The sequence below is a fragment of the Compostibacter hankyongensis genome (assembly GCF_039541075.1).
Classification (GTDB): Bacteria; Bacteroidota; Bacteroidia; order Chitinophagales; family Chitinophagaceae; genus Compostibacter; species Compostibacter hankyongensis.
Genome location: NZ_BAABFN010000002.1, coordinates 550,697 through 577,581 on the forward strand (window position 1 = coordinate 550,697; position 26,885 = coordinate 577,581).

Genomic DNA, 26,885 nt, shown 5'->3' on the forward strand with positions numbered 1-26,885 from the left:
ACCAGCCAAATCTGCCTCGTGTCATTCCGCTGTCTTTACCGGTCCTGCTTCCCAAAGCGAACCGCCCGGCAGCCGGTATTTCGCTATAAAGTCATACCCATAAATTACCCGCTCATGAACGGATCAGCTTCCCCGCAGCACCGCACCGCCACCTTCGCCGAAGGCTGCTTCTGGTGCACCGAAACGATGTTCCAACAGCTGAAAGGGGTTGATAAGGTCATATCCGGCTATACCGGGGGCCATGTGGCCCATCCGACCTATGAACAGGTATGCACCGGCACTACCGGTCATGCCGAAGCCTGCAACATCGTCTATGATCCTTCCCAGATATCGTACGATCAGCTGCTGCAGGCCTTCTGGGAGAGCCACGACCCTACTACCCTCAACAGACAGGGCAATGATGTGGGCACCCAGTACCGCTCGGCCATCTTTTATCACGATGAGGAGCAAAAGCAGAAAGCCGAAGCTTATAAGCAAAAGCTGGATGCCTCGGGGGCCTGGAAGGATCCCGTCGTTACCGAGATCGCGCCCTACGGGGATTTTTATCCCGCCGAAGATTATCATCAGGATTATTACCAGCACAACAGCTCGCAGGCTTACTGTCAGCTGGTGATCCGTCCCAAGCTGGAAAAATTCAGGAAAGTATTTAAAGAAGAGCTGAAGCGGCAGTAGCTTGGGTTTTGACTGAAGTACAGCCGCATGGTCCGAAGATCCGGACAGGATATTATACTTTACCGGCACAGCCCTTAAGCGGACGGCGGCATCCGCCATCAACCCGGAGGGCTATGCTTTGAGCTGCACGGGCTTTAACCGGATGATCCGCATCCCGTGCAGGAGCCGCATAACGGGATAAGTGATATCCACCTCGAACCAGCGCTTTGCAAAATTGGGGCTGTTTTTGTATTTGTGGTGGTTGTTCTGAAAAAGCTCTCCCATCAGAAAGATGCCGAAAGGCGTGGTATTCTTGCTGTGATCGCCGTTGTCGAAATTACTGTATCCGTATTTATGACCGCACCAGTTGACGATGGCGCCCTGCACGGGGCCCATCAGGAAATGTATCGGCAGCAGCAGGAAAAAGAGCCAGTGCGGGGCGAAAAACACATATATAAGGGTATATCCGACGGCGAATACCAGGCGGGTGATCATGTGATCGCCGAAGCGGTCCAGGCTATCCCAGCGAGGCAGGTATTCCCGGGTGAACTGGGGCTCGGGGATATGCTTCTCGGTGACAAATCCGTTATATATCTTCCGGGTCTCCACCATCATGCCCCATACATCCTTGAAGAAATGAGGGGAGTGCGGATCTTTTTCCGTATCGCTGTATTCATGATGCATCCGGTGCATCACACCGTAAGCCCGGGGAATCAGGTAAGAGGAGCCCTGGAAAAACCAGGTGCAGAAATAAAAGACGTGCTCCCATCCCCTGCCGGTGGTATACATCTGGTGCGATGCATAACGATGCAGGAAAAAAGTATGGAAGAACAGCGAAAAAAACCAGTGCGCGAAGAAAAATACCAGGATAACCGTCATGCTGTAACAAACCTCTTTTGGGCCCTCCCTGATCGTAACCTGCCTTCGTCTAACCCTGTAATGGTTTACGGCAACGACGCCCGGGTGGTAGCTGGATTATAAATGCCGCAAAGGTAGGTCTTTTGACCGAAAAACCGGGAATTATTCCCGGCTTCCGGCGGCTATTCTTCCCGGGACTGCAGACAGCGGGGCTTCTGCGTTCCATTCCGTGAAACGGCCACCCGAAAACTGGCAAAGTTATTGTTCTGATAATGACGTATATTTAATAGGAAAAACCTTTTATTTAACCGCTAAAAATACATGTTATGAGTTTTGGGAGCACGATTACAGGCGCTTTTGCCGGATTGACCGCCGGGGTAGCGATCGGTTTGCTGATCGCCCCGGAAAAAGGAAGCGAAACCAGGAGAAAGATCGCCGATACGGCGGAAGCCTGGAAGGAAAAATGCCAGCGGCTTATGGGCAAGGGCCAGACGGAGCTGGATCAGCTAAAGCACATCTTCGAACATGAAGTGACCGGCCTCAAAGACGATGTAAAGCAGCGCATCCTTACCCTTATTGAAGAAAGCCGGCATACCTACAGCAACCTCAAGGACGAGGTGACCGGCTGAGAGGACCGCAAGCCGTTCTGATACAAGCCGACAGCCTGATATATTTATACTGCAAGCTTTCCGGGGCACCGCCTCAGGAAAGCTTTTTTATGCTCTCGAGAAAATGCGCCAGCCCTCTCCTTTTCTGCACGCTCAGCTCAAAGCTGATATGACGGGTATAATAATCATGAAGGCTAAAAAGATCGGTAGGGTTTTCCGCAATCACCTTTTCCAGCCTCGGGCCCTGTAAGCCCGCACCCGTAGCTTCATTAAAGGCCTGCTCGAAATGCGCGGGAAGCGCTTTGTTGCTGATCCAGGCGGCAAACACAAAGGGAAGCCCCGTATGGTTGATCCAGGCTTCCGCAAGATCATATATATATTTCCGTTTTTTCCGCTGGACAAAGGCGCGGTCGCCGATAACGACCCCGGCCGTAGTGCCGCCTATCTTTTCCTCGTACCCCGGCTCTGCCGGCAGCAAGGCGGGCGTTATCTTCCAGAAATCCTGCAGCAGCAGCCGGGCCAGCACTACCGAGGTGCGGCTCTGATAATCCAGATAGACTTCCCGGATCTCTTCCAGCGGCACATCGCTGAACAGACATACCGAAGCCACCGGTCCTTCCGCCCCGATACAGTAATCGGAGATAATATAGTGCTCCGGGAGAAAGGGAATAATGGCCACCGGCACCAGCCCCAGATCCACCGTTCCGTCTATCAGCTGCTGGGCTATCCTGGAGGGAAAATCTACGGACAACTGCATGTGCCCCGATACGGGATGATCCCGGAACCCGTATAATAACGGTTTGGTATTCAAATAACTCACCGCTGCTACCTTAACCTTATCCATCGTATGATCTCCTGTTGTTTTCACCCGTGCAAAAGCACTGCAGGCATTTGTACGGACTGCCGATTTGTGTATTTTTGCGCTGCAAAGTTAACGGATCCGGAAGGATTTCCGGCCGCCCCGTTCACCTGTTTACATACGCGTCGCTGATTTTTTCATCTATGGAATTACAACCGCTAACCGCCATCTCCCCGGTAGACGGGCGCTACCGCCGGCAGCTGGAATCGCTGTCCGCCTATTTTTCCGAATATGCCCTTATCCGTTACCGTATCCGGGTGGAAGTGGCTTATTTTGCCGCCCTGGCCGGGCAAAAGATCTTTACCCTGCCCCCCGGCCGGCTGAAAAAGCTGCCCGCGCTCTACGAAAGCTTTACCCCGGAGCAGGCGCAGCAGGTAAAAGACATCGAAAAGATCACCAACCACGACGTAAAAGCGGTCGAGTATTACGTTAAGGACAGGCTGAAGGAGCTGGGTCTGGAAGCGCAGCTGGAATGGGTCCATTTCGGTCTTACCTCCCAGGACATCAACAACACGGCGATCCCGCTGCTGTGGAAGGAAGCCCTCGGCGAAGCCTATCTCCCCGCCCTCCGGGATACCATAGCGCTGCTGAAAGCGCAGGCGGGGGCCTGGGATAATATTCCCATGCTGGCGCGCACCCATGGGCAGCCGGCCTCCCCCACCCGCCTGGGCAAGGAATTCCGGGTTTTTATCGAGCGGCTGGAAGGACAGCTGGAGCAGCTGGAACGGATCCCCTTCTCCGCCAAGTTCGGCGGGGCCACCGGCAATTTCAACGCCCACCACGTGGCCTTTCCGCAGGTAGACTGGATAAAGTTCGCCAACCGCTTTGTACAGCGCGATCTGGGCCTGCAGCGGATGCAGCATACCACCCAGATCGAGCATTACGATAACCTGGCGGCCCAGTTCGACGCCCTCAAAAGGATCAATACCATCCTGCTGGATCTTTGCAGGGATATCTGGACCTACATCTCCATGGATTATTTCAAGCAAAAGATCAAGAAGGACGAAGTGGGCTCCTCCGCCATGCCGCATAAGGTGAACCCCATCGACTTTGAAAATGCAGAAGGCAACCTGGGTATCGCCAATGCGCTCTATGAGCACCTCTCTGCCAAGCTGCCGGTATCGCGGCTGCAGCGCGACCTGACCGACTCCACCGTCCTGCGGAATATCGGGGTGCCTTTGGCCCATACCCTGCTGGCGCTGAATTCCATCCGGAAAGGCCTCGGCAAGCTTATCCTCAACAAAGAAAGGCTGGAAGCCGACCTGGAAGACAACTGGGCGGTGGTGGCCGAAGCGGTACAGACCGTCCTGCGGCGGGAACAGTACCCCCGGCCTTACGAAGCGCTGAAGGCGCTCACGCGGGGCGGGGCACACATCACCCGGGAAACCATGCACCGGTTTATCGACGGGCTAAAGGTGAATGCTGCGCTCAAGAAAGAGCTGAAAAAAATTACGCCCCACAATTATACCGGTATCACTTCCTGAGATCGAGCGCATCGGAGCCCGGTATCTGGCTTACCCTTTCGGGCATGTCCCGGTAAGCCCATTTACCCAGCACCGTGCCTTCACGCAGCAGGATCAGACAGGGGTTGCTGCGGGCCGCCGTCTTGATCACGGTAGCGTCCATCTGGAAAAAGGGAAAGCCCAGCCGGTGCGTGTCGGTAAAGCGCGCTACGGCGGCATGGGAAGAGGCTGTAATACCGTATATCCGGATACCGGACTGCGCACAGGCGCGCTGCAGCGCGCTCATCTTCTGATCCCAGCCGGTGCCGGCTTCGTTTACATCCCGGACCATGAATAGAAAGGTATAACCGGCCGCGCTGAGCAGCTCCTGCGTGACATCGTTTCCGCTGGAGTCGGTAACCACAAAGTCCACGATCTTGGGCTCGAGATGATTGCCCTCTTTCACCAGTTTGTCCTTCCGGTCTACAAACTGCCAGGTGCTGTCCAGCCATGCAGGGATATTATCGGCGGTAAAGGATTTCTGCTGCCCGTCTTTTTCGTAAATAAACAGGGTCTCGTATTTGTCCGGGATCGCGCCGGGGGGCGGCTTCATGGATTCGGTAATATTGCTGCCCATCTTGTAGGCCAGGCAGTCCACCAACGGCAGGTGGTTGAGCGTATACCATTGGAAGCCGAAGGCCACCACGATGCCGAGAAACAATAGTATGCCCGTGACCACCCTGTTGAATACGGGTTTGATCTGCCTGCGGAAGACAAACAGGAAGATCACCAGGGCCAGCAGGATCACGTCTTTCCAGAAGGTGACGGTATTGGAAATGGGCAGGCAGTCGCCGAAGCAGCCGCATTCCTTGATCTTGCCGGTAAGATAGGCGAAGGCTGTAAGGAAGGTAAACAGCAGGGTCACCAGCAGCAACAGCAGGCCGAAGACGCGCATCCAGCAGCCAAGCAGCAGGGCCACGCCGGCAATGATCTCAAACCCGATCAGGATGATCGCCAGCGTCAGCGCGGCAGGATTCAGGAAGCTGACGTGCAGCACATCGAAAAACTCCTGGGTCTTGTAACAAAGGCCCAGCGGATCATTGGCCTTTACCAACCCGGAAAAGATAAACAGGAGGCCGACAACAATGCGGAAAAAACCGAGGATGTATTTCATGGTTGATCTGGTGATTTGATGATTTGTAGATTTGATGATTTAACAATAAAACAACCGGCACATTATCAAATCAGCACATCATCAAATCAGCCTTCCCCTATCTTGATCAGCGCAAATGCAGCATAGTTTACGATATCGTTAAAATTGGCGTCTATCCCTTCGGAGATAAGGGTCTTCCCGTCATTGCGAAGGATCTGCCGGATCCGCAGCAGCTTCATCAGGATAAGGTCGGTAAAAGACTGCTGGCTCATGCTGCGCCAGGCTTCGCCGTAATCGTGGTTCTTATCCAGCATCAGCGACCGGGCCACGAACACTTTTTCGTCGTACCGCCGTCGTACTTCCTCCACCGGCATCTCCCAGGGATCGTCTTCCTGCAGCTCCAGCTGGATAAGACCGATGATGCCATAGTTGAGAATGCCCCGGAACTCATTGTCCGTTTGCTCCGCTACCCGCTGTACGCCCTGCTCCTGTATGGTACGGATGCGCTGGGCCTTGATAAAGATCTGGTCCACGACGGAAACCGGACGCAATACCCGCCAGGAGGTTCCGTAGTCCGCTGCTTTTTTCAAGAAAATATCACGGCATTTTTCGATCTCCCTGTCGTATTGCTGGTTTGTTGCTTGCATAGCTATCTGTCATGTTACGCGGGGATGCGCCCGGCGCCCGTAATCCCCTATCTTTGTCTTATGGCGACAATGGGTTTCAAAAATACATCATTACCCGCAACTTTCTCCATCAACTGTGGCGGCCGGCTGCTTTGGCTGGACCATCCGCAGGTAATGGGCATCCTCAACCTTACGGACGACTCCTTTTATGCCGGCAGCCGTTATCCGGACGAAAAGCTTTTGCTGGAAAAAGCGGAGGAAATGCTTTCGGCGGGAGCGGCCGTCCTCGACATCGGGGGACAAAGTACCCGGCCGGGCGCTGCGCTGCTTGGCGCAGAGGCGGAAAAAGACAAGATCGTACCCGCCGTCAGGAGTCTGCTGCGGCACTTCCCGGACGCGTTGCTGTCGGTAGATACCTGGTATGCCGAGGTAGCGCGCGCCGCCGCAGGCGAAGGAGCCGTTATCATCAACGATGTCAGCGCCGGGGAGATGGATGCGGACATGCTCGGAGCGGTGGCTGCGCTGGGGGTTCCTTATATTGCCATGCACATGCAGGGCAGACCGGCCACCATGCAGCAGGACCCGCATTACGACGATGTGGTGCGGGAGCTGCTTGATTTTTTTATCGTCAAAAAGGCCCGTTGCCGGGAAGCCGGTATCGGGGACCTGATCATCGACCCGGGATTCGGATTCGGGAAAACCCTTGCGCATAATTACCGGCTGCTCGGACATCTGGAAGATTTTCAACTGCTGGATGCCCCGCTGGCGGCAGGCGTTTCCCGCAAATCCATGATCTACCGGCTGCTGGAAAATACCCCCGAAGAAGCGCTCAACGGTACGACGGCCCTGCATATGCTGCTCCTCCAAAAAGGCGTGCGCCTGCTGCGGGTACACGACGTAAAACCGGCCATGGAGGTCATCCGGCTTTGGGAGTTTTACCGGGAACAGCAGTAGTGATGTCCGATTTTACTTATTTTCGCAATTATCTTTACTACGCATCACATGTACGGAACGTTTCACCTCTGGGGTTATACCTTTCGCTGGCTGAATATCCTGGACGTCATTATCGTGGCCTTTCTGATCTACCAGCTCTACCGCCTGCTCCGGGGAAGCATCGCCTTCAATATCTTCTGGGGCGTGGTGGTGATCTACGGCGCCTATTTCGTGGTTAAATTCCTCGAGATGCCGATGCTGACCAATATCCTGCAGAATTTCATCAATGTCGGCATCCTGGCCATCATCATCATCTTCCAGCCCGAGATCCGGCGTTTTCTGCTGATGCTGGGGCGACGAACGCCCTTCAGTCACGACAGCGCCCTGATGCGCTTCCTGCTGTCCGATAAGCTGAAAGGATTCCGGGACGAGGAAGATACCATCCGGCATATTACGATGGCGGTGAACAATCTGGCCAACACCTATACCGGCGCACTGATCATCTTAACGGATACGTATAAACTGCGTTTCAGCACCACCACGGGCGTGCCGATCGACGGAAAGGTGACCGCCCGGCTCCTGGAAAGCATCTTTAAGAAAAACAGTCCGCTCCACGACGGGGCCGTCATCATCGCTGCCAACCGGCTTATTGCCGCCAAGGTGGTGCTGCCCGTCTCCGAAAATCCCGACCTGCCGGCCCGTATCGGGCTGCGGCACCGCTCCGCCGTGGGCGTCACCGAACAGGCCAATGTGCTGGCGGTGATTGTATCGGAAGAACGGGGCACGATCTCCTATGCCCAGGACGGGCACCTGTTCCAGGACGTTTCGCTGGAGGACCTGAAGTCCAAGCTCTATGAAGTATTGGTTGAGAAGGGCTAAGCCGCACCTCGTCTCCCGGAACGGGGTCCGGCCATTAAAAGACCGCCCATAAAAAACGGGGACATGCGCCTTTCGGACATGTCCCCGTTCGGATGCTCCGCATCCGGTCTTATTATTTCGCGCCCGCAGGCTCCTCCTTCGGCGTTCCCTTTACATCGCGGATATTGATGTCAAAAACCAGGATCTGGTTGGGTTGTATACGGGGCGGCGCGCCCTGGGCGCCGTAGCCCAGTCCCGAAGGGATCAGCAGGGTAGCGCTGGCGTTCTTTTTCAGCCCCAGCACACCGTCCACAAAGCCGGGCGTCATGGGCGTAGCACCTATCGTAAATTCGAACGGCTCAGCCGGCTGCCCTTTGGTAGTGTCAGTATTCGTGTCAAAGACCTTGCCTTCCATATCCTTGCCGACGTAGTCCAACGATACGGTATGTCCGTTCTTGATCTCAGCGCCGGTTCCCGGCTCTTTTACCACCACGTATACGCCGGATTCCTTTTTGGTGGCTTTCAGGTTATGCTTGGCGATATAGTCCTGGATTAGCTTGTCGTCTATGCCTTTCTGCTTTTCCCGGTTCTGCTCAGCCTCCTCCTGTTCCCGCTTAGCGTCTTCCTGCATCTGTGCCTGGGTCTCTATGGCTATGATTTTCAATCCCACCTTGAGCATGTCTCCTTTTTTTATAAAGGGAGGTCTTTGCATTTCAGGCAGTACGGAATCTGCCGACACCTGGAATACTGCGCTGTCTCCGGCAGATAACTGCGCCAGCACTTCCATGATATCAAAGCGCTCGTGGCTCGCCTTGAACGGCATGACAGCCGGTCTTCCGGAAGCGTAGGTGTCGTTCATAACATTGGTATCTGCCGTGACACGCATATGCATCTTGATGAATTCCCCCTCTTTCGGCTTGGGCCCGTTATGCGATTCGATGATCTTGTATTCCAGACCGCCCGCTGTTTTTTTATAGCCCTGCTGGCAGCCTGCTGCGACGATCCCGCAAACCAGTGCGAATATGATCCCTTTTCTGTTCATGAAATAATACTGTTTCTGTGATGATTGTTTGAGTATAAATGATCCAAAGGGTTTTCCCTATGGCGGTGCAAGATATTATTTCTCCGTCTTATTTGATCAGGAATATTTTTTCAGCAAAACGCAGGGTTATTTCAGCAGGTCCTTGTTTTCCCGGATGGCCTGTTTAAAACGTTCCACGGTATCGGCCAGGGAATCCTGGGAATGGCCCCCCGCGGCATTTTTGTGTCCCCCGCCCTGGAAGTAACGGCGGGCAAAACGGTTGACGTCAAAATCGCCTTTTGAGCGGAATGAAAGCTTTACATCGTTTTCCCAGCCAATGATCAGCGCAGCCAGCCGGATGCCCTGTATGGCCAGGGGATAATTCACCAGGCCCTCGGTATCGCCGGTTTTCAGGTCGAATCGCTTGATGTCCTTATGGGGAATGGCGATCATGGCCGTGTTGTAATCATAAAAAACCTCGAAACGGTTTTGCAGCACATAGCCGATAAAGCGGAACCGGTTTTCCAGGTAATTATCATAAATGGAATGATGGATCGGCTCATGCTCCAGGCCGCGGTCCATGAGATCAGCCACCATGCGGTGCACGGCTGCTGAGGTGGAGGCAAAACGGAAGGAGCCGGTATCCGTCATGGTGCCGGCATAAATGCAACGGGCGATATCGCCGTTGATCAGGGCGCTGTCGCCCATCGCCACGATGAACTCGTATATCAGCTGGGCTGTGGCCGCCGCCGCGGTATTGCTGATCCCGTAATCAAATGCCGGATCGGGCTCCTGGTGGTGGTCTATCAGCGCTTTCACACAGTTCAGCTGCTCCAGGTGAGGAGCAAGCTGATGCGTCCGGCGGAAGGTATTAAAATCCAGGCAAAAGAGAATACGGGTATCTTTCAGCGCTTCCAGGGCAAAGGCCTGGTCTGCCTCAAAGTTGATGACACGGTCGCAGCCGGGCATCCATTTCAGAAAATCCGGAAAGTTGGTGGGTGAGATTACCTGTACCGTATGTCCCTTCTGCAGCAGGTAGTGATACAGCGCCAATGAAGCCCCCATGGCATCCGCATCAGGCTTCTGGTGCATGGTGATGGTGATTTTCCCCGGCGCATTTTCCAGTAATGGTTTTATTTCAAGGATAGGCCTCATCAGGTCAAAAGAAAGGCGAAGTTCTCTAATTATCGGGGAAAGTCAAAATTTTTTCCGCCTTTAAACGGCTTACATTACCTTTGCGCTCCAAAACAAAACCAGTAGAAAATACATGTCCAACCGAACTTTTACGATGGTCAAACCGGATGCCGTAGCCAACGGATATGAAGGCGCAATCCTGGAAAAGATCACCGCGGCCGGCTTCCGCCTCGTGGCCCTGAAAAAGACCCGCCTCAGCCCCGAAAGCGCCGGCGCATTCTACGCCGTACACCGGGAACGGCCCTTTTACGGGGAGCTTGTGGAGTTTATGAGCAGCGGCCCCATCATTGCAGCCATCCTGGAAAAAGACAATGCCGTAGCGGACTTCCGCACGCTGATCGGCGCCACCGATCCCGCAAAGGCCGACGAAGGCACGATCCGGAAGCTGTATGCAGAATCCCTGGGACGCAATGCCGTACACGGGTCCGACTCCGATGAAAATGCCCGCATAGAAGGAGACTTCTTTTTCTCCGGGCTGGAGCGCTTCTGAAATGCCTCCCTTTTGGCATAAAAGTTGGCGGAGCATTATCCGGAATATTTGTCATCCCTTAATTATGCGTGCCCGGAAATGAGGAGAAAAAATTCACGGCTGGTTACTGCCGCTGCAGGTGTGATGATGGTGTGTACCCTGTTTTTTACCGCCTGTGAGCGGGCATCGAACAATACGCAACCCTCGCGGCTGAGCATCTATCTTACGGACGGAGCGTCGCGCTACAGCGCCGTGTGGATCGATCTGCAAAAGCTGTATATCGTTACGGGCAACGGATCCGACAGCGCCCTCTGGGATCTTCCCCTTACGAAAACAGGGGCCTATAACCTGGTGGGACAGCCCGGCGGAACGGATACCCTGCTGACCACAAAAGAGCTGCCGGCCACCAATATCTCAAAAGTTCGTCTCGTACTGGGTAATGACAATAAAATCGTCCTGAAGGACGGCAGCATGCAACCGCTGGTGTTGCCGGGAGGCAACGCGCAGGAAACGGTTCTTGACCTCAAGGTAAACCTGCTGCTTTCTCCCGGCGGACAATACGAGCTGGTGCTGGATATAAACCTGCCCCGTTCTATCATCCCTGCTGCGGACAGCAGCAGCTATTCGCTGAATCCCGTGATACGCACCTTCCCCAGGGGCAGCAACGGCAAGCTGAGCGGTACGGTTGCGCCAGCCGGCATATGCCCGCAAGTGCTGGCGCTGACCGGCAACGATACGCTGCTGGCCCTGCCTGACAGCAGCTCGGGCAACTATCTCTTCCCCACTGCGCTCTCCGGTACCTACGAGCTCCGTTTTATGACCGACAGCTTAGAAGGCTATCGGCCCGATACGCTGGGCAATATACAGGTAACCTCGGGCAATACCACCGAGGTGGATACGATGTTCCTGCAGCCGGTAGCGGTGGATAGCAGCGCATTGCCCCCGTCAGATACCCTCACATTACCCCCGGTTGGAATAAGATAGCTTTCTCGTGCTATGCTTTGGCTACCGCATCTTCACCATAGAGCTGATCCCGGTATTTCAGGGAAGGAGAAGGAATAAACGGTCCCAGATCCAGTTCATTCCAGCGCTGATCTACCGCGCTGATGGTAGCGTTATCGGCAACGATGATATTGGGCCAGTCCCGCTGAAAATCGTCCCACGCTTTGGTCTTCAGCGTGCCGTCCAGCCCCATGATGCCGCTGCTGAGATAATGATCCCGCCGCGGGTCCAGGTTATTGCAAAAACGCCACAAGGCATCCGCCACATCCTGCACATCCACGGCCGCATCCACATAGAGTATCATGCGGATGCCCTGCAGCTCCGGCTTTGCCGCCAGCTCCACATGCAGCTGCCCGATATGTCCTTTCCGGTTTTTTTCCACGGCCAGCAGCAGGCAGGGTATCCCGCCCGCGGCAAGGGACAGGTTGCCGTCCCGGATTTCGGGAAAATCCTTTCGGAGGGTTTCCGTATTTACTGCCGGAGCGATGGCTACCGTGCGAACGCCTGCCGGCTTTTCCTCCTCAAATTTTACCGTGCCGTCTATACACATCTTGCCGCCGAAGCCCATTTTGGAACAGGAATGGTCCAGCACGTCCATGGGGCCCTGACTGAAATAGACGTCCGAGGCGGGATCCAGGTTGCGGAAGACCTGCTGCGCCAGTTTTTGGTAATCATGAATATCGGCCGTTTCATCCACCACCACCAGGATCTTATTGAACATCATCTGGCCGGCGCCCCACATCGCATTCATCACTTTCTGCGCCTGCCCGGCATAGGTTTTTTTGATCTGCGCGATCACCAGGTTGTGAAATACGCCCTCTACCGGCATTTCCATATCGACGATCTCCGGCACGAGGGTCATCTTGATCGGGGCCAGGAAAATGCGTTCGGTCGCCTTTCCGATCCAGGCGTCTTCCTGCGGGGGTATCCCGACGATGGTGGCGGGATATACCGCATTGCGACGATGGGTGACGGCGGTGACGTGGAAGCGCGGATACCAGTCCGGCAAAGAATAATATCCCGTATGATCGCCGAAAGGTCCTTCCCATACCGGTTCTTCGGCGGGATCCACATATCCTTCAATGATAAAGTCGGCATCCGCCGGCACCTCCAGCTCCGGCTGGGTCAGGCACTTGACCAGCTCTACCTTTTTCTTCCGCAGGAATCCGGCCAGCATATATTCGTCCACGTTATCGGGCAGGGGCGCCGTGGCGGCATAGGTGTATACCGGGTCGCCACCCAGCGCTACGGCTACCGGCATCCTTTTGCCGGCCTCCCGGTAAGCGTCGAAATGGCGGGCAGATACCTTATGCTTGTGCCAGTGCATGCCGGTCATATCTTTTGAGAATACCTGCATACGGTACATGCCTACGTTGCGGATGCCCGTATGCAGGTCTCGGGTGTGGATCACCGGCAGGGTAATAAAGGGGCCGCCGTCTTTAGGCCAGCAGGTGAGCACGGGCAGCCTGTACAGATCAGGATCGGTCATCACCACCTCCTGGCAGGCTCCTCTCCCGCCCGTTACCTTTGGCATCCAGGAGGCAAAGGTCCCCAGCTTGGGCAGCAGGGACAGCTTGTCCAGGATGTTTTCCCGGGGCCGGGTCACCATCCGGATCAGGGACTCGATCTCGCCGGCCACATCATCCAGCTCCTTCACGCCCAGGGCCATGCACATGCGGCGGTAGCTGCCCATGGCATTGATCAGCAGGGGAAAATCATAACCGGTGTTCTCAAACAAAAGCGCTTTTCCGCCGCCTCCGGATTTGCTGATCCGGTCGGTGATCTCTGCGATCTCAAGATGCGGGCTCACCCGGCTTTTTATCCTTACCAGCTCTCCGGCCCGCTCCAGCGCGTTGATAAAATCCTGCAAATGCTTATAGGCCATTCCCTTGCTTTTTGGCAAAAATACGGTTTATGCCGCTGGGGGAAAAGGGATACGCCCGGGCATCAGGGCTGAACGGTGATCCGGGTCCGGCCTGTGCCCAGCCCGCCCCGCATATCGCTTCCTTCCAGGATCAGCGAGTAGGTACCGGGACTGTCTGCCGTATAGAAATGAAGGGTAGCCTGCCCTGCCGTATCGGTGACGATGTCGGGGGCCCAGTAGATCGTGGAACGGATATCCGTGCCGTCGGCGCTGCTGCCGGCAGGATATTCGGGAGCGTGGAATGGCTGCGGCAGGGTAAAAGGCATTGGTTTATACAGATAAGTGCCCACACTTTTTTTGACAAAAGGCCCCCGCCCCCCGCGGGTGGTGATCTCGATAAAGGCATGACCGAGCGGATCGTCCAGCGGATTGAGAAACTGACTGAAGTAGCTGCCGGTGTACCGGCTGCTGCTCATTACTTCTATGCCTTTGATCTCCTCGGCATCGTAATAATCGAGGTATTGTTTGAAATAATCGTACAGTGAAATGCCGGGCGGCAGAAAGAATTCGACATCGGTCCCGTCGATGATCAGATGCGCCCGTTTATCCTGGATCCGGTAATATCGCCGCCCATGCTTATCGGCTGTTACGCCAAATCCAGGAATATGCTTTTCGAGCAGATCGCCGAGGGTGGTGCGGCCGGCCTTTTCCAGCTCCTGCTCATCGACGGTGATATCCGCTTCGCCGGGGCCGTTGAGGTTCTTCGAATCCTTAATTATCTTCTTGGCATTCACCACTACCGGCTTCAGCAGGATGCCGCCGCTGATCTTCTCCTGCTGCTCCTGCATCCGGAGCTTCCGGTTCAGCCGGGTGAGCTGCACGGTATCCACATTTACATACCAGGGCAGCTCCGGTCGTCGGGGAGCGGTAAAGACAGGCGGTTTGAACTCATCCATCTCGATGCCTACGTTAAAGCTCTTCCCCTTTTTATTCCGGCTCTGGATAAAAAATGAAGCCGTATCCACCGGAACGATCCCTTTAAAGGTAAAAAGACCTTCCCTGTCGGTCACCGTATCCATAACGAGCAGCGGCTTCCGGGACAGCAGGGCGACGGGCGAACGGGCCACCGGTTTGTTAAACATATTGGTTACCTTTCCACGGATCAGGAATTCCTGCTCCGCCGCATAGGCAAAAGGTTTTTCCGGTCCGGAAATATCCGCCCAGGGCGGCCCTGTTACGGTAGTAGTCAGCAGCAGCCGGTCCAAATCCTGTTCCTGCACGGGCCCCGCGCTGTCCTGCAGGTAATAACCGGGATCTTCCACCTTTTCTCTGAGATCGGACGTCAGCAACATGCTGGTCAGGATAGTGCCGTCCCGGACAGGGTCTGTCTTTACTTGTCCGTCGTCTGTCACGGCGAGGGAAAAGCTGCCCTGCACAGGGCTGCCCTGTTTATCCGTTACCGTTATATGGAGATCGACACGTTCCCGGGGCCGGTAAACGGTTTTATCGGTACGGATCCGGATCCGCAGATGGTCGCTATGGTTGATGAAGATACTTCGCTCGTTCAGCAAGGCCCTCCCGGGTCCCGACAGTAGGATGCGGGCAATGCCATCGGGAAAAACCTTTTTGCTGACCGTAAAGCCTATGGTATCCCGCTCCATCGGAAAGGAAGCGCCAAAGCAGGGCACTCCCCTTGCCATTCCGATCAGGAAACAGGGATGGCCGGCCGCCGCCACATCGGGCGTGGCGCGGATAACGATCTCGCAGGAATCATCAGTCCGGTCATGCACCTCCAGGGTCGTTCCCGAGCTTTTTACCGGTGGCAGCGGGAAGCGCTTATAAACGCTATCCGGCAGTTGCAGCCGTGCCGTATAGGTTTTACCCGGGCGGGGAACAAAGTCAAAAGCGCCGGTGCCGCGCGGTCCTGTCCGGAAGGTCGCCACCACGCGCGAGCTGTCGTCCAGGATATGTCCGGACACCGCGGCAGCCAGGCCGGCTTCATTCTCCGCCCGCACGATTACATGCGCAGGCAGGCCGGCGACCAGGCTGCCTCCTTCGGGCATAAACCGGAGACCCGTAAAGGCCGGCCGGTTGAGCAGCAGGGGAACGGCAATCTTCCGGTGATCCCCGTTCTTTTGCAGATCCTGTACCCACAAGGTGGGCGTTCCCCGGCCGTTTCCCCCTGGCAGCTCAGCATTCACGGAAAGCCGGCCGTCCACGCCTGTCCGGACATTTTGCTTCAGCTCCGTTTTCTTCCCGTCGGTTATCCGCAGCTGCAGTTGCCGGAAAACGACCGCTGAACCGTCGGTATGCCGCAACTGCAATTCAAAAGGAGTACGTCCGGCATTCTCCCCGGTTCCGGACCGGTAGCTGACCAGCCAGTCCTGCCGCCCGGCCGCGCTGAGGTAAAAATGTTTTTTGAAAATATAGTCCGTCCCGAAATTCCGCATCCAGTTGGTATAGGCCCGGATGACGTAGCCGCCCTGGGGAAAATCTTTATGGTCCAGCGCAATGCTGCCCGCAGCCAGCCCGTTGATCACCGGCACCATAATCCGCCTGGCCAGGTGGTTGCTGTCGTCCGTTATCTCAACATAGAGCAGCCTGCTTTTTTCACAGGCGTAAAGGTAGTCGGCCTCCAGCAGATAACCTTTGAACCAAAGGGTATCTCCGGCGGCGTAAGCCGGTTTGTCTGTCTGCAGATAAAGTTTTTCAATCTGCTGCCGCTGGGTGAAGGTATTGATGTCGGAGAAGATGCTGCCGACTCCGGATTTCGAAGCGTCCTGTGCTATGGCAGCGGTACAGCACAAAAGAAAAAAAAGAGATAGACAGGACGATATCGTTTTCAAAAAGAAGCTAAAATAAGGCTCAGGAGATCACTGATAGGTAGGGCAGTTCAGGGAGCGCAGGGCCCCGCCGTAGCGGCCGCTGCCCAGGTTAAAGGTAACGGTCAGGCCTGCAAAATAATACCAGTCCTTGTGTTTGGGAGAACCCCGGAAAGAACCGTCGGCTGGATAGGGATCGTTTTCGTGGCCGGGCAATTCCTTGGTACGCCATGCAAAATAGGCGGCGTTGGCGCCCCGCTCTTTCTCCAGCACATTTCTGTCGACATAGGTATTGCTGACATCGTCCAGATAGTCCGTAAATGTCTTCCGCAGGCTCAGCTCCGCCCCGATATTGATCTGGTCGTTAATCGCATATTTGACGCCGACGCCGAAGGGGATAGACAGCTGGGTCAGCTTATAGGGATCACGGTCCGGGTATTCGCTCAGCCCCTGCCCTTCGGTGCTCAGCGGCTGCAGGTAGACTTTGTTGGACAGGCTGTCCGCCGTATAGGGGTTGAAGTGATAAACCCCGATGCCGGCAAAGACATAGGGGGTAAACCTTCTTTCGGTAATATCCATGAAATTATATTCGGCCAGCAGCTGAAAATCGGATACAAAGGTCTTGAAATCGAGGTTACGCAGGCGGGTGCTACCGCTGGAAGAATGGCGGTCGGCTCCCGAAAGGGTGGTAAAGGTGGCCCCCAGGCGTACATCCAGTCCCTTGTACACATATTTCCGGAACAAGGCCCCCACGGCCAGGTGCGACTCGTCGAGGTTGATGCGTTCTCCCTGCAGGTCGCCGTTGTAGGTGCTCATGCCGAGAAAAGCGCCCAGCTCCATACCGCCCTGGGCATATAACCCGGTACAAAAAGCAAACAGCAGGCCAAGGGTGAAAATTACTTTCTTCAAGGTGTAAGGATTTAAAGTTTTCCGGCCCATAAAATAACGAAAAATCAGGGAGAAAAGTATGGATCGGGCGACAAAGGCGCCGGAAAGCGGTCATTCGCCGGGCAGAAAAAGCGGTCCGGGGCTCGTTAGGATTCCGCTTTTTTCAGGATCGCGATCTGCCCGGCGTGATAGATATCGTGGTGAATGACCCCCTGGATCAGCTGGCGGAAATCATAGTTACGTCCCGGCACCTGAGTGTCGAGCAGCGTGTCATCTGCTTGTTCCAGCCCCGCGATAATCTGCTGCTGACCGCTTTCCAGCGCTTCCAGCAGCATGGGCCAGGCTTTTTCCGGGTCCGGGTGTGTACGGGTCCAGTCAAAGCTCTCCGTTTGCGCTATGGCAAACCGGGCGTCGCCTTGCAGACGCCTGTTCAGGAACTCACGCCAGCCCACCAGATGCGCGAGCAGCTCAGCAATAGCGTGCCTGCCGGGCAGCGGCCTGGCAAAGGCGATATCCGGGGTGATGTCCCCGAGGATTTTGGTTACAGAGTCGCCATACCAGGGATCGCCCGCATAGGTGTTCTGCAGGTCATGAATGAGATGGCGGATCTGGAGGTTTGGCATGAGAACAGTTATGACCGGATATTCCGGAGCAGGAAAAAGTACCCGCCGGGAACTTACCGGAATATCCGCTAAAAAGATATCTTCAGCCGGGGGCGGAATATTACCCTGAACGGGCAAAGAGAAAACAATACAGAAAGGCCTATTCGATAAAAACCTTGGTCATGCCATGGTAATGATGCTGCAGCTCGTGGACCGTCAGCCCGTCCGTGATATCACGGTCATGCTCTCCGTGGCAGCTCAGGTTAATGAGATTATCATTGCCCCGTTTCCGGTATTTCAGCGTAAAGGGACCATGGGTATATGCCTGCCCTTCCCCGTCCTGTACGGGAGCTTCGCTGCGTTCAAAGCCGAGACGGAACAGCCATGTCTCGGTCAGCGGTATGGGCTGCATATCTTTTGCCTCATACCAGAAAATTTCCCCGCCGATATCCACCCCCGCTTTTTCCATGCCGATCTTATCCACTTCTCCTTCCGTTATTCTGCCTTCGTTGGGTACCAGTACCCAATCACCTTCCCTGACTTCATTTAGGTGTTGCATAAGCGCTTTTTATTCCGTGAACAGATATTTAAATATCGGAATAAGTTTTCAATTTTCAAAACCTCACAAGCGCTCTTTACTCCTTTTACCTTTTACCCTTCTCCTTTTACCTTTTACCTTTTACCTTTTACCTTTTACCTTTCACCTCCCTTCTCCACCACGTTTAGATAACGGGCCATCCAGTAAGGCAGCAGGTATTCGGCGCCGGTGAGGGCTGTCCTGCCTCCGTCTCCCCCGTCCAGGTTAAAGGCGTTTGCATTAAAGCGGGCGACGGGCAGCTCGCCGGGCGGCAGCACCTCCTCCGTATACTGGTTCCGGAATCCGGGGTCCTGCCGCAGCGTAATGTCTTTCCGGAATGAATTTTTTACGGTCCATCGTATACGGTCCATCGCAAATTCCCGGAGGTACCAGAGGGTGGCGGCCTTGTCAAAAGAGCCTTCCGTAGCAAGGGTGACCAGGTTCCATACCGGGTTCTTTTCCGGCCGTTCGATCTGCCAGTGCCGCCGGATGGTCCCGGCATACTGCCGCTGCAGCGCTTTCGTAAAGGCATAACGGTACAGCACCCAGTAGCTCAGAAAGGCCATCTCGTCGTCGGAGTGATTCCAGTGTCCGTTGCCCATGTCATGCCCCCGGTATGTATATCCGGGAGTAGCCCTGATCCGGTACGGATCGATCAGGATATTGCGGAGATACCCGTATCGATCCATCAGCCGGGTCGCTTCCTTTTTGTAGAGCTCTCTGCCGGTGAGGGCATAGCCCAGCTGCAGCCCGGCGATAAGGGTAATGCTGCCCAGCCGGCGGTCGCCGATCGTTTCGGGATAGCTGTTGATATACTCCGGGTTCCACCGTCCCCAAAGGGTGGGCTGACCGTCGGCATCCACCAGATAATAATTGTGGGCGACGATATGGGTGAGGATCTTATCGATGAAGTCCGCTACCCTTTTTTTCTCCGCGGCCGTTTTGGCCACAAACTGATCCATCAGGGCGGCCACAAAGATGTACCCGACAAATTCGTCGCTGCTGGTGGTGCCTTTCCATTCCCAGCCGCTGTCCGGCGAGGGACGCCAGGCCGCGGGGTCCGACACCTTATAGCCGCTCCGTTCAAAGGTTCGCGCCGGAAAGCCCCTGACGCTGGTTACGGAAATCAGCCGCTCGTAGGCGGCAAAGGACTCCCAGGCATACCTTGCAGCTTCTTCCTCCCCGGTCACCGCATAGCGAAAAGCCTGGCTGCCCAGATAAAAGGCGGTCCACAGCCCGTCGTTGTCGGTATCGATCATCTCCGCCGTGGAGAGGTCGCCCGGCGTCTTCAGCCGCAGCTCGGCCAGCAACCCATAGCGGATATGCCGCTTTCTTATCTCCCGCTGAAAATACTGCGCTTTCTGCAGCAGGGTCTGCCGGATAAAACGGATCTCGTTCAGGGCGGTGCCCGTCAGCAGGTAGATATTGCCCCGGCTGTCCGCCGCCAGGTCCTCTACCGCCTCGTCGTTCAGCCATCTTTCAGAGGCATAGTAGCGGAACCTGCCCGGCCCGTCGTCCATAAAAGCCCCCCGGGAGGTACCCGCCCAGCATTTTCCGCCGGCGATCATCAGCCGGCGTATATCCGGCACCGGTACCCGGGTCTGCAGCGCCAGGCTGGTATCGCCGGTAACCCGGCTGATGCCGTAATATCCTCCGGCGGTGCCGATGAGGATATCCTTGCCGCGGACGGCAAAGGCCTGCAGGTTTTTGCCGTGGTGTAGCGCTTTTAGTTTTTTATCCGACAATCTATATACTGAATTATTACTCAGTGCATAATATTCATTTTTATAAACCAGGATATCAAGCAGCGGCTCCGGCGGGGCGGCGATTTCCGTAAGACGGCCATCCCGGTATATCCCTGCGGCATGATCGCCGGTCAGCAACACGCTTCCGTCAGCCGCCACGGCCATACGGGAAAAGCGGCCGGGAGGCAGCATCCCGAAAGGCGTTCCCGCCCGGGCATTGCTCAGGAACCGGTCTTCATACAGGTAATACAGGCTGCCGGTGCTGTCCTGCAGGGCAATATCCACGGGTACCTTTCCGGCCAGCGGGCGGTATAGCAGATCCTTCACCAGCCGGCGGCCGCTGATCCGGTAAAGACCGCTGTCGCCCAGCACATGCACATTGTCGTCCCCGTCTACCAACACTTTGGTCAGGCGGCCTGCGCCGGGTGTGTTGTCCGGATAATACTTTACCGAAACCGGCTGCAGAAAGACGGTATCGGGATCAGGACCGCCGGCCACAGCAACGCGGCAAACGGCACAGCAAAGCAATAGGATAATGATACGGTTCCTTGTCATGGGCTTGTACTTAACGGGTCAGCTTTTCCGGATCCGCTACGGCATGCCGGATGGATTCCCGGTGCGGCACGGGATTGAAGGAATAGGTCATGTGCAGCAGCCCGTCCGGAGTTTGAATCAGCGCGGGATAGGAAAAGCTACCTTGTCCGGGCGGATGATCCTCGACGGGTATTTTCCAGCGCCAGGTCTTTCCTTCGTCGTCCGACAGGTAGAGACTGAGCCGGTAACGGCCATCGTCCGCATCATTGAGCAGCAGCGCCCATTTTCCATCCTGCAGCACACAGGCGGCCACGCTGGCGGTGCTGGGTATATCGGTTTTCGCTGCCGCCGTCCAGCTCATCCCGCCGTCCCGCGACAGGCTTATCTGCATCCGCGAGGGGGCGTCCCCGTTATCCCGCATAAAAGCCACGATCGACCCATCCTTCCGCTGCGCGAGGGCGGGCTGCACATTGCCCCGGCCCACGATGGGAAGACCGGCCTTCCAGGAAGTCCCGTCGTCGTCCGATATGGCCACCAGCGACAGGTTGAACCCATCCGAATAAAGGGGAAGCAGGATCCGGTCATCCGGCAGCAGCAGGGGCCGGATGCGGGTCATCCAGCCCAGGCTGCGCTTGGCAGGATCCTGACTGGCCGTGATGATCATATCGTCGTACCGCGGTGCATAAGTGCCCCAGCCCGCTCCGGTTCCCGGTAGCGCTTTCAAACGTTCCTCCACAGCGGAGGCGAACCGGTCATCCGGCTTCAGCAGGATATTATCCTGCCAACTCCAAACTGGTTTTCCGTCCTTTGCAAAGTTTGTTGCCGTTTTATATTTAAGCAGGGAATATTCCCAGCGGTTGGCCAATACCGCGATCCAGACGAGGAAAAGCTTTCCGTGATGGTTCAGGAAAAGCACCGGGTTGCAGTCCGGCAGACCCGGGGTATCCGCCAGGAGGAACGGCTTGCTCCAGGTTGTTTTTCCCTTTTGCAGGAGGGCGCCCATGATCTTTACGTCATCCGCCTTGCGCTCGCCGCTTCCCTGAAACCACGCGGCCAGCAGGTCACCGTTGGGGAGGCTTACCATGCTGCTGCCATGCGCATGCTGTTCCTGCAGCGGGAAGATGAGGGTGCCGGTGATGCCGGCGGGAGGAGTACGCAGCCCTTGTGCGTCTGCCGATAGCCGGACGGTGAAAAAAAGCAAAAAAAGAACAATCAACCTTCTCATTTTCAATAAAAAACCTCCTTTTATTTCAAGTACCACATTTTTGTGTTCCGGGTATCTTCGCCGAAGACGGCTATGGCTTTATCATAGGCTTCCCGGTTGAGGTTTCTTTCATTATCGGGATAGATAAACCGGTAGGGAATATTGTGCTGGGAGGCTGCCGGTCCGATGCGGGAATTGAAGTCCAGGATATCGCCGGTACGCCGGTAGTCGAACCAGCCTTCGGGCCCTTTGAGGAAAAGGGCCGCCCATTTCTGCCCGATGAGCTGCTTGAGCGTGCCGTCGTATTTTACCGCAGGCTGGTCATAATAATGGGCATCGTCGGCTTCCCGGCTTACCCCCCAATAGTCCATGGCGGCTTTTATACCTTTATAATACAGCGATTCGGCTGTTTCCCCGGGCACGTTCACCCCGTTCTGCTGCGCTGCCTCCGCCAGGATAAAGCACACTTCCGGATAGGTCATGAGACTGGCCCTGACGGCCGCGTCCTGATCCTTATAAAACAGGTCCAGCGCCAGGGTGGAGATATGCTCATCGCCCCCGTTATAGTCGTACGGGGAATTGATGGCATTGGGAACCCCGACGTAAGGGTGATGATCCACCGTAGCCTGGGCGGGATCGCCGGTGGTCTTGTCGACCAGCATAGGGAGACGGGGATCGTTCCGCTGCTGGAGAAAGTCTACAAACTCCTTGCTCGGCTTACGCTTGATAAATTCTGCAAAAGGATCGGTAAGGTTGCCCCCTCCGCCGGTGGGACCGCCGGGCCATTTGAAGGTACCTACATAGGGCACTTCAGCGTTGTCTCCGTTTCCGGTGAAGATGGGGTATTTTTCCGGATGGGACACGATCTCCTGGATCTGCGGTATGGCATCGGTATATTTCTTGGCGCAGCGCAGGAGCAGTCTCAGCCGGAGGGAGTTGGCCAGCTTCTGCCAGCCTTCCTTGCTGCCCTGGTAAAGCGCATCGTTATTTTCATCGATGTCCCCGGTAGCGGTGTCCAGCCGGTTATTGGCCTCCTCCAGCTTCTTCAGCAGGTCGGGATAGATATCCTCCTGTTTGTCATATTGGGGATGGACTATTTCTTTGTCGCCGGAGAGCTGCAGGGCTTCCAAATAAGGTATATCACCCCAGCGGTCGGTGATGTAAGCAAAGTTGAAGACCTCGAGTATATCGGCAACGGCTACGTACTGGTCAGCTTTTTCCGTTTCTGCGATATCCCGCAATTCTTTGACCGTAGTCAGCCGCAGGTAATCGGCGTCCCAGCTGCCGGCATCCCAGCCCCAGGTATCGTTGCCTTCGTTCCGCACCATGGTGATGTACCGGCCTGCGGAAGCCGGCTCATCCATATAAGCCGATTTCTGATAATCATAGGCGGTGGAAACGATGGCTTTGGTCATATAAAAGATGTCCCTGGTGGTCCTTGCGTTGTTGGGGTCGGTGTTCATGTCATCGAAGTTGCCCGTACAGGAGGACAGGGCAAGCACAACGATGAGGGAAGAGCCAGAAATTATTTTTCCGGATATCATGGTCTGTCGTTTTAGAAAGTAAGGCCTATTTTGAATCCGTATGAGCGGGTATTGGGAAGGGTCCATCCGCCTACGCCGGGGGTAAAGGATCCATTCTGGATCACCATGGAGGTCTCCGGATCATACCCCACGTCGGCCACCGTCCAGCTGAAAAGGTTCCGGGCGATAAACCCTACTGAAATACCCGTAACCGGCACCCTTCCCAGCATCTTTTTGCTGAAGGTATAGGTGAGCGACACCTCCCTCAGCTTCACGTAGGTGGCGCTGAAGGTGGAGCGTGAAGGAAAATCCCAGTAGTAGCTGCCGTAATAAGATTCGGGATCCAGAATAGCGGTATTCTTTACAAATGAACCGTCCGCCTGCTGTACATACCCATCGGTGATGCTGCCGTCGGTGCGTTGCCGGCCCTGGTCGTCCGTCCAGCTTAGTCCGCCCGATTGGGGGTCCCTGCCGGGCACGGTAATGGTGGTCCGCCCGTCGGAAAGCAGGTTTTTGGCCACATAGGAGAAAAACTGTCCTCCCTGCCGCCAGTCGAGCAGCGCGCTGAGGGTAAAGCCTTTGAAAGAGAAATTATTGGTAAAGCCGACCATGAAGTCCGGGTTATAATTCCCGATCTTTACCTTTTCGGTAGCATCCTGGTAGTTACCGGCATCATCCAGCCAGGGTTGTCCTTTATAAGGACCGTCGGGAACCGTCATCCAGGTGGTACCGTAAAAGTCCCCTATCTCGTTGCCCTCGCTGACATAGAAGGTCACCCCTTCCGCACCGCCCAGCGATATCTGGCTGATCCCTTCCGTAAGCCGGACCACCTTGTTGTGGTTACGCGTAAAGTTGGCCGTGAGGTCCCACCTGAAGGCCCGGTCTACCGGCACGGCATTGAGGGATATCTCCACGCCTTCGTTGCTGATCTTGCCGGCGTTCACCGACTTGGAAGCATAGCCGGTAGCTGTGGTAACGGGGATGTTGAGATGCTGGTTGACGGTGTTGGTCCGGTACCAGGTAAAATCAACCCCGAGGCGGTCGGACAGGAAGCGCAGATCGGCGCCAAACTCCACGGAGGTGCTGAGCTCCGGCTTCAGGTGGTTATTAGCGAGGCTTGACGAAATATTGGCGACATTCACGTTTCCCCATTCGGAAAGCGATACGGTATTGTATAATTCGTAAGGGCCTACGTCATTACCCACGCGCGACCAGTTGGCGCGCAGCTTGGCAAAGGACAGCGTTTCGGTGCGGAACTTGAAGATATCGCTGATGACGGCGCTCAGGGAGGCGGAAGGATAGAAATAGGAACGGCTTTCCGCCGGCAGCGTGCTGGACCAGTCGTTCCGGGCCGTCAGGTCCAGGAAGACCATGTTTTTGTAGGCCACCTGCCCCATGCCGTATACGCTGTTGATCCGTTTTTTCGACTTCCCTGCACCCGAGAGGTTTTGCACTGTCCCCGCCTTGGCGTTCCCGATGCTGTACAGCTTGGGCGAGACCAGCTCATTGGTGGACATGTGGATATTATTATAATGCTGGATCATCTGGTTGGCCCCCGCCGAAAGGGAGACAAACCAGTCGCTGCTGACGTTTTTCTTATAGCTCAGCAGCACGTCGGTGTTCTGTTCGCTGAAAAACAGCTTTTCGAAGGCATAGGCGCCGTTGGGATAGCCGTCGGAGCTGAAGGCCTTCCGGCTCTCCCGGTCTTCGTTGTAGTAGTCGAGCCCGGTACGGCCCATGATGCTGAATTCCGGGGTAATGTCTACCGTAGCCTGCACATTCCCTGTAAGCCGGTCCCTTTTGAAGCCGTTGATGGATTCATAGGCCACGAAGTAAGGATTGTCGTTGCCGCCTGGCACGGGCGCATACTGCTGAAGACCTTCCTGGCCGGGCACCCAGTAATTGCGCAGCTTGCGGGTGTCCACGTTGGGCGTCAGGGTGTATACGATATTGTTCACGCTGCCCCGGTTGTAGGTGGGGCGGTTATCGGAACCGTTATTCGTATAAGCCACATTGGCGTTTACCCTGATGCCCGGGCGCAGGTTGTAGCCGGCGGCCAGGCTCAGGTTATTCCGGGAAAGATCGGTATTGGGCACGATGCCCTTGTTTTGCATATTGCCGTAGGAAAGGCGGAAGTTGCCGTTGTTATTGGCCCCGGTCACCGCCACGCTGTTGGTGATCGTGGACCCGGTCCGGTAAAAATTCTTCACCCGGTCCGGGTAGGCCACCCAGGGTATCGGTACGGGGTTGCCGTCGGCGTCCAGGGGGCTGTCCCACTGTACCCGCTTGCTCCCGTCGTTGAGCCGGGGTCCCCAGGTGGCGTCGGAGATCACGTCGTCCGTTCCCGGCCGGTCTCCCGCCCCGAATACATTCTGGAACTCCGGAAACTGCCAGGCTTTGTCGAACATGACGCTGGAGCTCACGTTTACGCCGATCCCCTTCTTGGCTTCCGAACCGTTTTTGGTAGTGATCAGGATAACCCCGTTGCCGGCCCGGCTCCCGTAAAGCGCAGAGGCGGCGGCGCCCCGGAGCACCGAAACGGAGGCGATATCATCGGGGTTGATGTCCGAAATAGGGTTGCCGTAGTCCACGATCTGGTTGTTGCCGCTGCCCCCGCCGAAGGGCTGGGAAGCGTTGCCATTGACGGCGTTGTTCATCGGCACCCCGTCCAGCACAATCAGGGGCTGGTCTTCGCCGTACAAGGTACGCTTGCCCCGGATGTTGATGAATACGCTGGCGCCGGGGTCGGGCGAGGTGCTGCGTATGTTCACCCCCGCCACCTTGCCCGAGAGGGCGCTGACCATATTGGGGGCACGTACGTCGCTCACGGCCGAGCCGTTGAGCTGGGTTACGGAATAACCCAATGCCTTCTCCTCCCGCTTGATGCCCAGGGCGGTGATGACCACGTTGTCCAGGGACTTTGTTTCCCGGGAAAGCGTGACGTTGAGCTCCGTTTGGCCACCGACCGCTACTTCCCGGCTCTGGTAGCCCAGGAAGCTGAATACCAGCGTGGTGCCGGCGGTAACATTTTCCAGCGTATACCGGCCCTGGTCGTCTGTGGTTGTTCCCCGGGCGGCGCCCTTTACGGTAATGCTCACCCCGGGAAGGGGATTGCCGGCCTCATCCGTGACCCTGCCCCGGATATCCTGGCGCTGCTGTATGAGATAGCCGGCTTCCGGACCGTGCAATACGGGAAGATGTTCGGGAAAAAGAGAACGCCCTGCGGCCCCTGCCGGGGCTGGAAGCAGGGCAAGAGACAGGCAGCCCCACTGGATAGCATTCCGGATGAAAGGAGAGATGCGTAGCGATGTTTGCATAGATAAATAAATTGAAGTATGCGGATGATCATGCGTTGCTGATGATATGCCCTGCGCTTCATTTCTCCTGCCCGAAACAAATTTGACGAATAAACACACGTCTTTTTTTCTTATTCTTATCCTTTTATTATACGA

General features: G+C 55.8%; 22 protein-coding genes. 7 read left to right on the plus strand and 15 right to left on the minus strand.

Going from position 1 to position 26,885, the window contains the following annotated elements; genetic code table 11:
- The first annotated feature begins 114 nt into the window (after positions 1 to 114).
- Entirely contained in the window at positions 115 to 672 is a 558-nt protein-coding gene (msrA, locus tag ABD851_RS07080) for a peptide-methionine (S)-S-oxide reductase MsrA (protein WP_344977625.1), read from the plus strand.
- A gap of 111 nt (positions 673 to 783) precedes the next feature.
- On the opposite strand, the gene ABD851_RS07085 is transcribed toward msrA, so the two are convergent.
- Positions 784 to 1,530, minus strand: coding sequence for an acyl-CoA desaturase (locus ABD851_RS07085; RefSeq protein WP_344977628.1), 747 nt, complete (start codon positions 1,528 to 1,530; stop codon positions 784 to 786).
- A gap of 305 nt (positions 1,531 to 1,835) precedes the next feature.
- On the opposite strand from ABD851_RS07085, the gene ABD851_RS07090 reads away from it, so the two are divergent.
- The gene (locus ABD851_RS07090) at positions 1,836 to 2,138 is read left to right on the plus strand and encodes a YtxH domain-containing protein (RefSeq protein ID WP_344977631.1); all 303 of its coding nucleotides are present in this window, start codon (positions 1,836 to 1,838) and stop codon (positions 2,136 to 2,138) included.
- Positions 2,139 to 2,211: 73 nt separating this feature from the next.
- On the opposite strand, the gene ABD851_RS07095 is transcribed toward ABD851_RS07090, so the two are convergent.
- Positions 2,212 to 2,961 carry a menaquinone biosynthetic enzyme MqnA/MqnD family protein gene (locus ABD851_RS07095; protein ID WP_344977634.1) on the minus strand — a complete coding sequence of 250 codons (750 nt, stop codon included), beginning with the start codon at positions 2,959 to 2,961 and terminating at the stop codon, positions 2,212 to 2,214.
- Between the two features lie 158 nt (positions 2,962 to 3,119).
- Here ABD851_RS07095 and purB point away from each other — a divergent pair, with 158 nt between their 5' ends.
- Positions 3,120 to 4,460, plus strand: a complete 1,341-nt coding sequence (gene purB, locus ABD851_RS07100; protein WP_344977637.1) for an adenylosuccinate lyase — start codon at positions 3,120 to 3,122, stop codon at positions 4,458 to 4,460.
- Here purB and ABD851_RS07105 read toward each other — a convergent pair.
- On the minus strand, positions 4,450 to 5,592 hold the full coding sequence (locus ABD851_RS07105; RefSeq protein ID WP_344977640.1) for a BT_3928 family protein: 1,143 nt from the start codon (positions 5,590 to 5,592) through the stop codon (positions 4,450 to 4,452). The two genes, purB and ABD851_RS07105, sit on opposite strands and share 11 nt — an antisense overlap.
- A gap of 86 nt (positions 5,593 to 5,678) precedes the next feature.
- Positions 5,679 to 6,218 carry a DUF1599 domain-containing protein gene (locus ABD851_RS07110; RefSeq protein ID WP_344977643.1) on the minus strand — a complete coding sequence of 180 codons (540 nt, stop codon included), beginning with the start codon at positions 6,216 to 6,218 and terminating at the stop codon, positions 5,679 to 5,681.
- 60 nt (positions 6,219 to 6,278) lie between these two features.
- Here ABD851_RS07110 and folP point away from each other — a divergent pair, with 60 nt between their 5' ends.
- Together folP and cdaA are read left to right on the plus strand one after the other, a co-directional pair.
- A complete protein-coding gene (gene folP, locus ABD851_RS07115) occupies positions 6,279 to 7,151 on the plus strand; it encodes a dihydropteroate synthase (RefSeq protein WP_344977647.1) in 873 nt (290 codons plus the stop codon).
- 48 nt (positions 7,152 to 7,199) lie between these two features.
- Positions 7,200 to 8,009 carry a diadenylate cyclase CdaA gene (gene cdaA / locus ABD851_RS07120; protein ID WP_344977650.1) on the plus strand — a complete coding sequence of 270 codons (810 nt, stop codon included), beginning with the start codon at positions 7,200 to 7,202 and terminating at the stop codon, positions 8,007 to 8,009.
- Between the two features lie 112 nt (positions 8,010 to 8,121).
- On the opposite strand, the gene ABD851_RS07125 is transcribed toward cdaA, so the two are convergent.
- On the minus strand, positions 8,122 to 9,030 hold the full coding sequence (locus ABD851_RS07125) for an FKBP-type peptidyl-prolyl cis-trans isomerase (RefSeq protein ID WP_344977653.1): 909 nt from the start codon (positions 9,028 to 9,030) through the stop codon (positions 8,122 to 8,124).
- Between the two features lie 126 nt (positions 9,031 to 9,156).
- Entirely contained in the window at positions 9,157 to 10,164 is a 1,008-nt protein-coding gene (locus tag ABD851_RS07130; RefSeq protein ID WP_344977656.1) for a DHH family phosphoesterase, read from the minus strand.
- A gap of 112 nt (positions 10,165 to 10,276) precedes the next feature.
- Here ABD851_RS07130 and ABD851_RS07135 point away from each other — a divergent pair, with 112 nt between their 5' ends.
- Complete coding sequence (locus ABD851_RS07135) at positions 10,277 to 10,693, plus strand: nucleoside-diphosphate kinase (RefSeq protein ID WP_344977659.1); 417 nt, start codon at positions 10,277 to 10,279, stop codon at positions 10,691 to 10,693.
- Positions 10,694 to 10,771: 78 nt separating this feature from the next.
- Positions 10,772 to 11,656, plus strand: coding sequence for a DUF4382 domain-containing protein (locus ABD851_RS07140; protein ID WP_344977662.1), 885 nt, complete (start codon positions 10,772 to 10,774; stop codon positions 11,654 to 11,656).
- Positions 11,657 to 11,666: 10 nt separating this feature from the next.
- Here the strand turns inward: ABD851_RS07140 and ABD851_RS07145 are convergent, their stop codons facing one another.
- The 9 genes from ABD851_RS07145 to ABD851_RS07185 form a co-directional block, all read right to left on the minus strand.
- Complete coding sequence (locus ABD851_RS07145; protein ID WP_344977665.1) at positions 11,667 to 13,559, minus strand: menaquinone biosynthesis decarboxylase; 1,893 nt, start codon at positions 13,557 to 13,559, stop codon at positions 11,667 to 11,669.
- A 62-nt stretch (positions 13,560 to 13,621) separates the two neighbouring features.
- Entirely contained in the window at positions 13,622 to 16,384 is a 2,763-nt protein-coding gene (locus ABD851_RS07150; RefSeq protein WP_344977667.1) for a hypothetical protein, read from the minus strand.
- A 27-nt stretch (positions 16,385 to 16,411) separates the two neighbouring features.
- Positions 16,412 to 17,269, minus strand: coding sequence for a type IX secretion system protein PorG (porG, locus tag ABD851_RS07155; RefSeq protein ID WP_344977670.1), 858 nt, complete (start codon positions 17,267 to 17,269; stop codon positions 16,412 to 16,414).
- Between the two features lie 125 nt (positions 17,270 to 17,394).
- A complete protein-coding gene (locus ABD851_RS07160) occupies positions 17,395 to 17,871 on the minus strand; it encodes a DinB family protein (RefSeq protein WP_344977673.1) in 477 nt (158 codons plus the stop codon).
- Positions 17,872 to 18,010: 139 nt separating this feature from the next.
- On the minus strand, positions 18,011 to 18,409 hold the full coding sequence (locus ABD851_RS07165; protein WP_344977676.1) for a hypothetical protein: 399 nt from the start codon (positions 18,407 to 18,409) through the stop codon (positions 18,011 to 18,013).
- A gap of 134 nt (positions 18,410 to 18,543) precedes the next feature.
- Positions 18,544 to 20,727, minus strand: a complete 2,184-nt coding sequence (locus ABD851_RS07170) for a ligand-binding sensor domain-containing protein (RefSeq protein ID WP_344977679.1) — start codon at positions 20,725 to 20,727, stop codon at positions 18,544 to 18,546.
- A 10-nt stretch (positions 20,728 to 20,737) separates the two neighbouring features.
- Positions 20,738 to 21,907, minus strand: coding sequence for a sialidase family protein (locus ABD851_RS07175; protein ID WP_344977682.1), 1,170 nt, complete (start codon positions 21,905 to 21,907; stop codon positions 20,738 to 20,740).
- A 44-nt stretch (positions 21,908 to 21,951) separates the two neighbouring features.
- Positions 21,952 to 23,454 (minus strand): SusD/RagB family nutrient-binding outer membrane lipoprotein, encoded by a 1,503-nt coding sequence (locus tag ABD851_RS07180; RefSeq protein WP_344977685.1) that lies wholly within the window; start codon positions 23,452 to 23,454, stop codon positions 21,952 to 21,954.
- 11 nt (positions 23,455 to 23,465) lie between these two features.
- Positions 23,466 to 26,750: a SusC/RagA family TonB-linked outer membrane protein gene (locus tag ABD851_RS07185; RefSeq protein WP_344977687.1), complete on the minus strand. Its 3,285-nt coding sequence runs from the start codon at positions 26,748 to 26,750 to the stop codon at positions 23,466 to 23,468.
- Positions 26,751 to 26,885: the final 135 nt, after the last annotated feature.